This window comes from Quadrisphaera sp. INWT6 (assembly GCF_015390235.1).
Classification (GTDB): domain Bacteria; phylum Actinomycetota; class Actinomycetes; order Actinomycetales; family Quadrisphaeraceae; genus Quadrisphaera.
Window position 1 is genome coordinate 433965 of record NZ_VUOH01000004.1, and the last position, 11896, is coordinate 445860.

Below are 11896 nucleotides of genomic sequence, written 5' to 3' on the forward strand. Positions count from 1 at the left end.
GCGCGGACCAGGGGGTTCCAGATCGCCTTGATGCGGGGCAGGTCTCGGGCGGCGATGGCCTCGCGCAGCTCGGGGACGCCGATCTCCGCGAGCGCGGCGGTCCAGGCCTCGGCGACCTCGGAGAAGAAGGGGGGCAGGTCGGCGGGGGTCTCGGCGTAGTGGGTGCGTCCGCCGAGGTCGATGACGGTGGAGCCGGCGTGGGGGGTGAGGGGGTTGGGGAAGGGGACGGTGCGGGCGCCGACGAGGTCGGCGTAGTGGAAGAAGGAGCGCCCCGACGGGGGGAAGCGCATGCCGCCCAGCTCGGCGAGGACGCCGTCGACCCCTCCGGGGAAGGGCACCGAGCGCAGGCGGCCGCCGATCTGGTCGGCCTCGTGGACGACGGGCCGGGCTCCCAGGCGGGCGAGCTCGTAGGCGGTGACCAGGCCGGAGATGCCGGCGCCGACGACGGCGACGCTGGCGCCGCCGGGACCCACGGCGCCGGCGGGCAGCCGCCCGAGCCCTGCGGGGTGGGCGAGCCAGCGCTCGTGCTCGAAGGGGAAGTCGGGGGTGAGCATGGTCACCCCGGTGGTGCGGTCGCCCTCGAGGACGCCCTCTCCGGTGGCGGACGTCATCGGTTCCCTCCAGCAGTCGTCGAGGTGGTGGGGTCGAGGGCCATGAGCGAGACGAGGTCGTAGGCGACGTGGCTGGCGGCCACGGCGGTGATCTGGGCGTGGTCGTAGGCGGGGGCGACCTCGACGACGTCGGCGCCGACCAGCTGCAGGCCGGCCAGCCCGCGCAGCACCTCGAGCAGCTCGCGGCTGGTCATGCCGCCGGCCTCGGGGGTGCCGGTGCCGGGGGCGTGGGCGGGGTCGAGGACGTCGATGTCGACGCTGACGTACAGCGGGCGGTCACCGATCCGCGAGCGCAGGCCCTCCACCACCTCGTCGACGCCGCGGCGCATGACGTCGGCGCTGGTGACCAGGCCGAAGCCGAGGCCGGCGTCGGCGGCGAGGTCGGAGCGGCCGTACAGGGGGCCGCGGGTGCCGACGTGGGTGAGGGCGCCCGGGTCGAGCAGGCCCTCCTCGACGGCGCGGCGGAAGGGGGTGCCGTGGGTGTAGGGGGCGCCGAAGTAGGTGTCCCAGGTGTCGAGGTGGGCGTCGAAGTGGACCAGGGCGACGGGGCCGTGGCGGCGCACGACGGAGCGCAGCAGGGGCAGGGCGATGGTGTGGTCGCCGCCGATGGTGACCAGGCGGGCCCCGGCTCCGGCCAGCTCGTCGGCGCCGGCCTCGACCTGGGTGATGGCCTCGTCGATGGAGAAGGGGTTGGCGACGACGTCGCCGGCGTCGACGACCTGCTGGAGGGCGAAGGGGTCGACGTCGAGGCCGGGGTGGTGGGGGCGCAGCAGCCGGGAGGCGTCGCGGACGGCGGCCGGTCCGAAGCGGGCCCCCGGTCGGTAGGACACCCCCGCGTCGAAGGGGACGCCGATGACGGCGACGTCGGCGCGGCCCACCTCGTCGGCGCGGGGCAGGCGCGCGAAGGTGGCGGGGCCGGCGAAGCGGGGGACGCGGGAGGAGTCCACGGGGCCCACGGGCTCGTCGACGGGCTGGCCCACGGGCTGGTCGACGGCGTGGGTCGCCTCGGTCGGCTCTGTCACCGCAGCATCGTAGGAGCCGGGTGCAGCAGCTCGGTGGCCCGGACGACGGCGCGGGCGCCCGACCGGGCCAGGGCCTGGCTGACGGCGGGCTGGGTGATGCCCTCGTGCTGGGCGGCCTCGGCCTGGGAGCGGCCCCGCAGGTGGTGGGCGAGCAGGCGGCGCGCGCGGGGGCTCATCCCGCCGACCAGCTCGTCGCGCAGGAGCAGGTGGGCGTTCACCGCGGCCACCCACCCGTCGTCCCCGTCATGACCGTCGTCCCCGTCGAGCCAGGTGCGGGCGCTGCGCGACCGGGGCGAGGCGGCGTGGGCCTCGGTGGTCCGGACGGCGCGGCGGGCACCCCTCCAGTCGTCCACGGCGAGGCCGGTGTGCAGGTCGCCGCCGGCGTCCAGGAGGGCCAGGCGCACCAGGAGCGCCGCGAGCGCGGCGGTCCCGACGTGCGCGTAGGTGCCGCACACCTCCTCACCCGGAGCGGGGGTGAGCGGCTGGACGGACGGGGCGAGGTCCTCGACCTCGGCGACGACGGCCTCCAGGGCCCGCTGCAGGTGGGGCCGCTTCCAGGGGCGGTGGGTCCCGCTGACCCTGCCGACGAGGACGACCACCGGGCCGGCCGGTCGACGACCTGTTCGATCGCCTGTCCGATCACGCAGGGTGTTATCCACGCCCCACATCACACCAGCGGTGATGCCCGTGGCGCGGGAGCGACGCGCGGGGTGCGCCTGGCGCACCGGCGGGTGCGCGTGGGCCAGACTGCGCCCGTGCCCCAGCGCCAGCCCACCGGTGAGCAGCGCGGCTTCCTCGGCCTGGTCTGCCCGGTCGGCCTGGCCCACCGCGGCAGCGCCGCCCACCCGGAGAACTCACCGGCGGCCTTCGCCGAGGCGGTGGCGCTGGGGTACCGGGTGCTGGAGACCGACGTGCACGTCAGCGCCGACGGCCAGGTGGTCGCCCTGCACGACCCGACGCTGGACCGCACCACCGACGGGACCGGTCCGCTGTCGTCCCTGACCTGGGAGCAGGTGGCGCGCCTGCACCTGCTCGACGCCGGTGCGACGCCCACCGGGCACCACCCCTTGCGGCTGGCCGACCTGCTGGACGCCTCCGGCGGGGTCGCGCCTGCGGTGCGCCTCAACGTCGACGTCAAGGAGGACGCCGCCGTCGGTCCCGTCGTCGAGCTGCTGGCCTCCAGGCCCGCCGACGCCGCCCGGGTGTGCGTGGCCTCCTTCTCCGACGCCCGCCGCCGCGCCGTCGTCCGCGCCCTCGCGCGGCGCGGCGTGCGCGTCACCAGCTCGGCCGGCACCGGCGGCGTGCTGCGCTTCCTGGTGGCCGCGCGCCTGGGCCTGCGGGGCCGGCTGCTGCGACGGGTGGTGGCCGGGTCGGTGGGTCTCGACGCCCTCCAGGTGCCCGAGCGCGCCCACGGGCTGGCGCTGGTGAGCCCGCGCCTGGTGCGCGCGGCGCACTCCGCGGGCCTGGTGGTGCACGTGTGGACCGTCGACGACCCGGCCCGCATGCGGCACCTGCTCGACCTCGGGGTCGACGGGATCGTCACCGACGACGCCCCCGCCCTCGCCGCCGTGCTCCGCGAGCGCGGGGCCTGGCCACCCGTGGAGCTGCCCGCTGACCCGCCCGCTGACCCGCCCGCTGACCAGGAGGTCCGACCGTGAGCGAGACCGTGAGCGAGGACGGACCCCTCGACGGCGCTGCGCTGGGCCGGGCCCGGCGGGCCTGGTACGTCTACGACTGGGCCAACTCGGCCTACGTGACGACCACCGCGACCGTGCTGTTCTCCCCCTACCTGACGGCGGTCGCCGAGGCGGCGGCGTGCCCGGGCGGGGCCGGGGAGGTGGACGGCGTGTGCCGGGTCCCCTGAGCGTGCTGGGGCTGCCGGTGGCCCCGGGGTCGCTGGCGCTGTACGTGGTGACGTTCGCGACGCTGCTGTCGGCGCTGGTGCTGCCGGCGGTGGGGGCGGTGGCTGACAGGTCGCGCTCGCCCCGGCGGCTGATGACCGGGTTCGCGTGGGTGGGAGCGGCGGCCGCGTCGGCGATGGTGCTGGTCACCGGTGACCGGTGGGTGCTGGGCGCGCTGCTGCAGCTGGTGGCGAGCCTGTGCCTGGGGGCGTCGCTGGTGGTCTACGACGCGCTGCTGGTGCGCCTGGCCGGGCCCGCCGAGCGCGACAGGGTCTCCAGCCGCGGGTGGGCGCTGGGCTACGCGGGCGGGGCGGTCCTGCTGGCGGCCAACCTGGTGCTGCTGAGCGCGGCGCCGGCCCTCGGCCTGGACCAGGGCGAGGCGGTGCGGGTCAGCCTGCTCTCGGCGGGGCTGTGGTGGGCCTGTTCACGCTCGTGCCGCACCTGGGGCTGCGCCGCCTGGACGGGACACCCGCCGTCGTCGCTGCTGGGGGTGGGGCCGCCGTGAGCACCGGGCGGCTGGTCGCGGGCTCGATGGGACAGCTGGTGCGCACCCTGCGCTCGGCGCCGGCCTTCCCCCAGACCCTGATGTTCCTGGTGGCGTACCTGTTCTTCAACGACGGCGTGCAGACCGTCATCGCCGCCGCCAGCATCTACGGCCAGCAGCAGCTCGGCTTCGCCGCCGGTCAGCTGGTCACCGCCATCCTGCTGGTGCAGGTGGTGGCCCTGCTCGGGGCGCTGGGCGCGGGGTGGGTCGCCCAGCGGACCAGCGCCAAGGCCACGGTGCTCGGCAGCCTGGTGGTCTGGGTGGGCGTCGTCGTCGCCGGCATGGTGATCCCGGCGGGGGCGTTCGGGCTGTTCCTGGCGCTGGCCGCGGGCATCGGGCTGGTGCTCGGCGGCACGCAGGCCCTGTCGCGGTCGATGTTCAGCCAGCTCGTGCCCCGGGGGCGGGAGGCGGAGTGGTTCGGGCTGTACCAGTCGGCCGAGCGCGGGACCAGCTGGCTGGGCACCCTCGTGTTCGGCCTGGTGTTCCAGCTCACCGGCTCCTACCGCCCCGCCATCGCCTCGCTGGTGGTGTTCTTCGTGGTCGGGGGCGTCCTGCTGTGGCGGGTCGACGTGGCCCGCGGGCGCCGGGAGGCCGAGCAGGCCCCCGAGCTCAGCTCCTGACCGCGCCGAGCACTCCGACCGCACGGGCGACGGCGCGGACCTGCTCGGGCCCCACCCGGCAGCACCCGCCCACCAACCGCGCCCCCGCGGCCACCCAGCCCCGGGGGTCCGCGCCGGCGCCGAGCTCGGGGCTCCCGGGTCGCCACGCGCGGGCGGCGGCGTCCCACCCCTCCCCGCTGTTCGGGTAGACCACGGGAACAGCCCCCCCGCACGCCCTCGAGAGCGCGCAGGCAGGGCAGGACGACGGCGGGGTCGGTGCAGTTGACCCCCACCGCCACGACGCACGGCACCGAGGCCGCAGCGGCCAGCACCGGCCCCAGGGGCTCACCGCGGCGGGTGCGGACGACGCCGTCGTCGTCGACGACCGCGCTCAGGCTGACCCAGGCCGGGGCCCCCAGGACGTCGAGCTCGGCCAGCAGCGCCTCGACCTCCGCGGCGCCCGGGAGCGTCTCGCAGGCCAGCACGTCGGCACCGGCCTGCGCGAGCAGCTGCAGGTGGGGGCGGTGGAAGGCCCGCAGCGCGGCGGTGCTCACGCCGTCGAGGTAGGCGCCGGTGTACTTCGAGCCGTCGGCCAGGTGCGCGCCGTACGGCCCGACGGACCCGGCCACCCACCCCGCCGTCCCCCCACGGCCCCGCCCCTGGAGCTGCCCCTCGTACTGCCCCTCGTACTGCCCCTCGCGCGCCAGGGCGACCGAGGAGGCGACGAGCCGCTCCGCCGCGGCGCGCGAGATCCCCGCCGCCTCCAGCCCGGGCAGCGTCGCCTGGTAGCTGGCGGTGGTGGCCACCTGCGCGCCCGCCGCGGCGAAGGCGGCGTGGGCGTCGACGACGGCGCCCGGGTCGTCCACGAGCAGCCGCGCCGACCACAGCGCCGAGGTGACGTCGTGCCCCCGCGCCTCCAGCTCGGTCGACAGCCCCCCGTCCAGCACCACCGGGCCGGCCGCGAGCGCCTGCTCGAGGGACTGCTCGAGGGACTGCTCGAGGGACTGCTCGAGGGACTGGGCCGGTGAGGTGGTCCCGCTCATCCGTTCCGGCTCCTCCGGTCTGCACGGCTCCAGGCCCGCGGGTGCGGAGCCGACGTCCTGCTCGACGTCCAGTGTGGCGTCCAGTCCGCACGGCGCGCGGCGCCGAACGCGGGGTGGTGGTCCTGGCTCGGGGAGGGGGCGGTGGAGGTGGGTGCACCTGTGTCACCGACGTCACACCCAGAGTCGGATCGGACGCGACAGATGAGGAACACAACGGGTACTGGGCCGTTGTGACTTTCGTAGTGGTCGGCGCGGGAGGTCCGGTGACGGACCTGTCCGCCGCACGGCCTGCTCCCAGCCCGCGAGCGCCCGCCCCTGCTCGTCATCGCGCGGTGCCACCGGCTGGGAGGCCATCAGCATGACCATCGACTGGAGGACAGCATGAGTGACCGCAGCCTGCGCGGTACCCGACTGGGCGGTTCGAGCATGGAGAACGAGGACGGCGTCGAGCTCGCCCCTCGCCAGCTCGCGGTCTACGACTGCCCCCAGGGGCACGTGACCCAGCTGCCGTTCTCGGTCGAGGCCGACGTGCCCGCCGTCTGGGAGTGCCGCTGCAACGCCGAGGCCCGCCTGCGCGACGGCGCCGAGCCCGAGGTCAAGGCCGTGAAGCCGGCCCGCACCCACTGGGACATGCTGCTGGAGCGCCGCTCCGTGGCCGACCTGGAGGTCCTGCTGGAGGAGCGCCTGACCAAGCTCCGCAACGGGACCCTGCACCAGCGGCGCAGCGCCTGACGCTGCCCGCACCCCCCCGCCTGACGCCGTGAGGCTCGGCGGACCCGGGTGAGGACCTCGCCCCCGCGGGTCCCCCGGGAACGGGCCGGACCGCTCCCTCACCGGGAGCGGCCGGCCCGCTGCTCTTCCCGGGCCTCCTTCCGGGAGGCGCTCCAGACGTCGTAGCGGGCGCGGGCCTGGGCCCAGCGGCGCTGGGCGCCCCACAGCGTGGTGCGGGCCAGGGCCTCGACGACGATGGCCCGGCTCATCTTGCTGGTGCCGGCGGCGCGCTCGGTGAAGGTGATCGGGACCTCGACGGCCACCAGGCCGGCGCGGACCACGCGGGTGGCCAGCTCGAGCTGGTAGCAGTACCCTCCGAGCGCACCGAGGGCAGGTCGGCGGCGGCGAGCGCGCGGGCGCGGTAGGCGCGGTAGCCGCCGGTGGCGTCGCGCAGGGGGACGCCGAGGGCCCAGCGGGCCCAGGTGTTGCCGCCGCGGGAGAGCACCTGGCGGCCCAGCGGCCAGTCGACGACGCGCCCGCCGGGCACCCAGCGCGACCCCAGGGCCAGGTCGGCTCCCGCCTCGACGGCGGCCAGCAGGGCGGGGAGCTGCTCGGGGGCGTGGGAGCCGTCGGCGTCCATCTCGACCAGTACGTCGTAGCCGCGCTGCAGGCCCCACCCGAACCCCGCGGTGTAGGCCGCGCCGAGGCCGCCCTTGCCCGGGCGGTGCATGACGTGCACCGAGGGGTCGGCGGCGGCGATGGCGTCGGCGACCTCGCCGGTGCCGTCGGGGCTGCCGTCGTCGACGACGAGCACGTCGGCGTCGGGCACCGCGGCGCGCAGCCGCGCGAGGGTGACCGGGAGCGACTCCCGCTCGTCGTAGGTGGGGGTGATCACGAGGACCCTGCTGGCGGGGGGTGGCGGGGCTGCCGGGCGAGCTCATCCCACGGGCTCCTTGCTGCGCGCGGGCTCGGGCGTCGCCTCCGGGCCGGGTCGGGTGCCGCCTGGTCCGCCCAGGCGGCTCCGGCGCGCGGTGACCAGGCCGCCGGCGGCGCCGAGCAGGCCCAGGGCCACCAGCAGCCCCTCGACCGGGACGCCGGCCTGGCGCACCCGGTCGGCGACGGTCAGCGACGTCCGCAGCGGCACCTGCCCGGAGATGACCGCGGGGGTGAACAGGGCGGTCGGGTCGACCAGGGCGCCGTCGGGCATCACCAGCGCGGAGGTCCCCACGGTGGAGACGTGGACGACGGCGCGGCCGTGCTCCACGGCCCGCAGCCGCGACATCGCCAGCTGCTGGACGTTCTCGTCGGAGTACCCGAACGTCGCGTTGTTGGTCTGCACCACGAGCAGGTCGGCGCCGTCGTCGACCGTGTCGTCGACCAGCCCGTCCTCGACCACCTCGAAGCAGATCATCACGCCCAGGCGGGCGCCGGCGACGTCGAGGCGGCCCACCCGGTCACCGGGCACGAACTGCGCCACCACGAGGTCGACCTTGTCGGTGATGAGGCGGAAGAAGTCCTTGTACGGGATGTACTCCGCGAACGGCACCGGGTGGCGCTTGTCGTAGGAGTCGACCACCCCGCCGCCGCTGGGGGCGCTGTCGGGCTCCCACACCAGCGAGCTGTTGCGGACCGTGCCGGGGGTGTCTCCCACCAGCACCGCCCCGAGCACGAGCGGCGCGTCGACGGCGTCGGCGGCGGCCTGGACCTCGGTGTAGGCGTCGCGGTTGCGCAGCGGGTCGATGTCGGAGGAGTTCTCCGGCCACACCACCAGCTGCGGCGCGGGCGCCCGGCCGGCGGCGACCTCGTCGGCCAGGCCGAGGGTGGCCCTGACGTGGTTGTCGAGGACGGCGCGGCGCTGGGCGTTGAACTCCAGGCCCGCCCGCGGCACGTTCCCCTGCACGGCGGCGACGGCGAGGTCGCCGCTCTCGGCGCCGGTGGGGCGGGGCACGAGGGAGCCCGCCAGCAGCACCGCGGCGGCCGCGGCCACCAGGGACAGACCCCTGGTGGACCGGCGCCGCCGTCCCCCTCGCTCGAGGAGCACCTGGGCGAGCAGCGCGCCCACCAGCGCGACGGCGAAGCTCACCAGCGGCGCCCCGCCGAGGGCGGCCAGGCCCAGGGTGGGGGCGTCGGCCTGGCTGAAGGCCACCCGGCCCCAGCCGAAGCCGCCGAAGGGCCAGCGCGCCAGCACCGCCTCGACGGCCGTCCAGGCGCCGGCCGCGGCGACCGCCCGCAGCACCGCGGCCCACCAGCCCCCCACCCGACCCCGACCCGGCCCCCGAGCTGCAGGCGTCCGGTCCAGGCCAGCAGGACGCCGGCCAGCGCCACCGACAGCGCGCAGGCCAGCGACAGCGGCACCCACGCGATCGGGCCGAGGTAGATCCCCGACCACGACAGCAGCGGGGCGAAGAACGCCAGCCCGTGCAGCAGGCCCAGCCCCGCGGCCGGCCGCGCGCGGCGTCCGGAGGTGGCGACGACGAGCGCGCCGATGCCCAGCGGCGCGAGGAACCACAGGTCGTGCCCCGGGAAGGCCAGGTAGAGCAGGAGCCCGCCGCCGACGGCCACCAGCGCCGCCCACGGCCACCGGAGCGCGGGCGTCATGACAGCGCTCACGACAGGACCCCCGCGTCGTGGGCGGTGGCCCCGCGCACCAGGGTCCGCAGGCAGCGGGGGGCGGGGGTGCCGGGGGTGAGGTCGGGCAGGCCGGGGGTGCCGGAGCGGGCATCGGTGCTCCAGGCCTGGAACCTGTCGTCGGGGGCCTGGACCACGAGGTCGGACGGGGCCCACACCGCGAGGGTGGCCGGTGCGCCGGGGACCAGGGCGCCCTCGCCGTCGCGGCGGGCGGCGCGCCAGCCGCCGCGGGTGGAGGCGGTGAAGGCGGCCCGCGCGGAGACGGCGTGCTCGCGCACGTGCGGGAACGCCGCGGCGCGGACCGCCTCCCAGGGGGCGAAGGGGGTGACGGGGCTGTCGGACCCCAGGGCGAGGGGGACCCCGGCGGCCGCCAGGGGGGCGAAGGGGTGCAGCGCCAGGGCGCGCTCGCGCCCCAGGCGGGTGGCGTAGACGCCGTCGGGGCCGCCCCACGCGGCGTCGAAGGCCGGCTGCACGCTGGCGACCAGGCCCAGGCGCGCCATCGTCGCGATCCCGGCGGCGTCGACGCCGGTGACGTGCTCGAGGCGGTGGCGGGCCCCGGCGACGGCAGGGGCGCCCAGCACCTCGGCCGCCAGGGCGAACCCCTCCAGCGCGAGGGCGACGCCGGCGTCACCGATGGCGTGGACCCCGGCCTGCAGGCCCGCCCGGGTGCAGGCGACGACGTGGTCGCGCAGGGCCGCGGCGTCGAGGTACCCGTGGCCGCTCGGAGCCGGCGACCCCGCGGGGGCGTCGCTGTACGGCTCGCGCAGCAGCGCGGTGCGCGAGCCGAGCGCGCCGTCGACGCAGAGATCACCCCCCAGGCCCAGCAGCACCCCGGAAGGGAGGTCGAGGCGGTCCACGAGCGCGCGGGCCTCCTCCTCGGAGGCGACGAGCTCGCCCCACAGGGCCAGCACCTCCGGCAGCGCTCCGCCCTCGTCGAGCCCCCGGCTGAGGGCGACGAGGTCGCTCAGGTCCTCCGGGGAGCCGACGTGGGGGGCGGCGCACTCGTGGACGCTGCCGATGCCGGCGGCCGCGGCGGCCCGCAGGGCCAGGGTCTGCAGCTCGCGGCGGCGGGCGGGGTCGGAGCGCAGGTGGACGTGGGCGGCGTCGCGCGCGGCGTGGTGGTCGTCGCGCTCCACGCGCCCGTCCCACCCCGGTGTCGTCGCCGCTGCTGCCAGCCCGGCGCGCTCCGCCAGCGCGGACGACACCACCGCGGAGTGGATGTCGGTGCGGGCCAGGTACACCTCGGCGCCGCCCGCGGCGCGGTCGAGCTCGGCGGCGCTCGGGGGCCGCTGCTCGGGCCAGCGGGTCTCGTCCCAGCCCGACCCCAGCAGCAGCTGCCCGGGGCGCGCGGCGGCGGCAGCGGCCACGCGGTCGAGGGCGTCGGCGAGGCTCGTGGCGCCGGACAGGTCGACGCCGTCCAGGGCGAGGCCGGTCTCGGTGGTGTGGACGTGCGCGTCGACGAACGCGGGGGTCACCAGCGCCCCCTCGAGCCCCACCACCTCCAGGGCCTCGCCGGCCGCGCCGCGGCTGCGGGCGACCTGGGCGTCAGCGCCCTCCTCCGACCCGACCCAGGCCACCGAGGAGCCCTCGACGAGGACGGCCGTGGCGAAGGGGTCGGCGGGTGAGTACACGCTGCCGTCCCGGTAGAGCACGCGGTTCACCGCCTCATTCTGCCGTCGTCGGCTGTGAGCCCTCCGGGCGCTCCACCGGAGCAGGCTGGTTCTGTTATCAGTCTGCGGTGACGGGGGTGCGACGATGCGACCGTGAGCACCTCCTCCAGCGCACCGGACGCCCGCACCGGCAGGGCGCTCCTGCTCGACGCGGCGACCCTGTACTTCCGGGCCTTCTACGCCATCCCCTCCTCGGTGACCGCCCCCGACGGGTCGCCCTCGGGTGCGGTGCGCGGCTTCCTCGACATGGTCACGACCCTCGTCGAGCGCTTCGAGCCCGCACAGGTCGTGGCGTGCTGGGACGACGACTGGCGCCCGGCCTGGCGGGTGGCGCGCATCCCCTCCTACAAGGCCCACCGCGTCGGCGACCCGGACGCAGGAGGGGGTGAGGAGGTGCCCGAGCACCTGCCGGCCCAGGTCGACGCGATCGTCGAGCTGCTCGCCGCCCTCGGCGTCCCCCGCGTCGGCGCACCCGCCTGCGAGGCCGACGACGTCGCCGGGGTGCTCGCCACCCGCCCGGGGAGCACGCCCACGACCACGGGGGTCGACGTCGTCAGCGGTGACCGCGACCTGCTGCAGCTCGTCGACGACGCCGCGCACGGCGGCGCGGGCACGCGGGTCGTCTGGATCGGGAAGGGCGTGGCCAAGGCGGAGGTGGTCGACGGCGCCGCCCTCGCCGAGCGCTACGACCTGCCGGCCGGCCCCGGGGCGTCCCCCGGTGACGCCTACGCCGACCTCGCCGTCCTGCGCGGCGACCCCAGCGACGGGCTGCCCGGTGTCGCCGGCATCGGCGAGAAGACCGCCGCGACGCTGCTGCGCCGCCACGGGGACCTGCTCGGGATCCTCGAGGCCGCGACCGGCAGTGGTGGGGCCGACGCGTCGGTGACCCCGGCGCAGCGCCGCCGCCTGGCGGAGGCCGCCGACTACCTCGACGTGGCCCCGCGGGTGGTGCGGGTGCTGCGCCACGGCGAGGTCGTCGAGCCGTTCGGTGACGACCGCGAGGGGGTCGACGCGACCTCCGTCGGCGAGCCCGCGCCCGGTCGCGTCGACGAGGCCGCCCTGGCCGCCGTGGCGGAGCGCTGGGGCGCCCGCTCCCCCGCCGAGCGGCTCCTCGCATCGCTCAGCAGGCCCTGAGACCCTCCACCCTCACCTGAGGGTGGAGGGTTC

The 11896-nt window shown here is 77.1% G+C and carries 10 protein-coding genes and 4 pseudogenes; 5 read left to right on the forward strand and 9 right to left on the reverse strand.

Features of this window, described 5'->3' with window-relative positions:
* Positions 1-158 precede the first annotated feature (158 nt).
* The 3 genes and pseudogenes from F1641_RS21820 to F1641_RS21825 all read right to left on the reverse strand — a co-directional run.
* A pseudogene (locus tag F1641_RS21820) lies at positions 159-611 on the reverse strand (flavin monoamine oxidase family protein); the annotation flags it as partial.
* Positions 608-1633, reverse strand: coding sequence for an agmatinase (gene speB, locus F1641_RS14535; protein ID WP_309225617.1), 1026 nt, complete (start codon positions 1631-1633; stop codon positions 608-610). The gene speB and the pseudogene F1641_RS21820, both read right to left, overlap by 4 nt.
* Positions 1630-2232 carry a hypothetical protein gene (locus F1641_RS21825; protein WP_194906725.1) on the reverse strand — a complete coding sequence of 201 codons (603 nt, stop codon included), beginning with the start codon at positions 2230-2232 and terminating at the stop codon, positions 1630-1632. Before F1641_RS21825 ends, speB begins: the two co-directional genes overlap by 4 nt.
* A gap of 156 nt (positions 2233-2388) precedes the next feature.
* On the opposite strand from F1641_RS21825, the gene F1641_RS21830 reads away from it, so the two are divergent.
* The 3 genes and pseudogenes from F1641_RS21830 to F1641_RS21835 all read left to right on the forward strand — a co-directional run bounded on the left by F1641_RS21830 (position 2389) and on the right by F1641_RS21835 (position 4698).
* Entirely contained in the window at positions 2389-3291 is a 903-nt protein-coding gene (locus tag F1641_RS21830; protein ID WP_194906727.1) for a glycerophosphodiester phosphodiesterase family protein, read from the forward strand.
* On the forward strand, positions 3288-3497 hold the full coding sequence (locus F1641_RS20075; protein ID WP_206691212.1) for a hypothetical protein: 210 nt from the start codon (positions 3288-3290) through the stop codon (positions 3495-3497). Before F1641_RS21830 ends, F1641_RS20075 begins: the two co-directional genes overlap by 4 nt.
* Before the next feature lie 47 nt (positions 3498-3544).
* A pseudogene (locus tag F1641_RS21835) lies at positions 3545-4698 on the forward strand (MFS transporter).
* Here the strand turns inward: F1641_RS21835 and F1641_RS23940 are convergent.
* The gene (locus F1641_RS23940) at positions 4688-5026 is read right to left on the reverse strand and encodes a homocysteine S-methyltransferase family protein (RefSeq protein WP_375541496.1); all 339 of its coding nucleotides are present in this window, start codon (positions 5024-5026) and stop codon (positions 4688-4690) included. The pseudogene F1641_RS21835 and the gene F1641_RS23940 overlap by 11 nt on opposite strands.
* A pseudogene (mmuM, locus tag F1641_RS21840) lies at positions 4971-5720 on the reverse strand (homocysteine S-methyltransferase); the annotation flags it as partial. The gene F1641_RS23940 and the pseudogene mmuM, both read right to left, overlap by 56 nt.
* A 381-nt stretch (positions 5721-6101) precedes the next feature.
* Between mmuM and F1641_RS14560 the strand changes: the two are divergent.
* A complete protein-coding gene (locus F1641_RS14560; protein ID WP_194906730.1) occupies positions 6102-6452 on the forward strand; it encodes an RNA polymerase-binding protein RbpA in 351 nt (116 codons plus the stop codon).
* 98 nt (positions 6453-6550) lie between these two features.
* Here F1641_RS14560 and F1641_RS14565 read toward each other — a convergent pair.
* The 4 genes and pseudogenes from F1641_RS14565 to F1641_RS14575 all read right to left on the reverse strand — a co-directional run bounded on the left by F1641_RS14565 (position 6551) and on the right by F1641_RS14575 (position 10720).
* Positions 6551-7326: pseudogene (locus F1641_RS14565) on the reverse strand (polyprenol monophosphomannose synthase).
* A gap of 42 nt (positions 7327-7368) precedes the next feature.
* Positions 7369-8619: an apolipoprotein N-acyltransferase gene (gene lnt / locus F1641_RS14570; RefSeq protein WP_375541497.1), complete on the reverse strand. Its 1251-nt coding sequence runs from the start codon at positions 8617-8619 to the stop codon at positions 7369-7371.
* Positions 8511-9041 carry a hypothetical protein gene (locus F1641_RS23945; RefSeq protein ID WP_375541491.1) on the reverse strand — a complete coding sequence of 177 codons (531 nt, stop codon included), beginning with the start codon at positions 9039-9041 and terminating at the stop codon, positions 8511-8513. Before F1641_RS23945 ends, lnt begins: the two co-directional genes overlap by 109 nt.
* Positions 9038-10720 carry an amidohydrolase family protein gene (locus F1641_RS14575; protein WP_194906732.1) on the reverse strand — a complete coding sequence of 561 codons (1683 nt, stop codon included), beginning with the start codon at positions 10718-10720 and terminating at the stop codon, positions 9038-9040. Before F1641_RS14575 ends, F1641_RS23945 begins: the two co-directional genes overlap by 4 nt.
* 102 nt (positions 10721-10822) lie before the next feature.
* On the opposite strand from F1641_RS14575, the gene F1641_RS14580 reads away from it, so the two are divergent.
* The gene (locus F1641_RS14580; RefSeq protein WP_194906733.1) at positions 10823-11863 is read left to right on the forward strand and encodes a 5'-3' exonuclease; all 1041 of its coding nucleotides are present in this window, start codon (positions 10823-10825) and stop codon (positions 11861-11863) included.
* Positions 11864-11896: the final 33 nt, after the last annotated feature.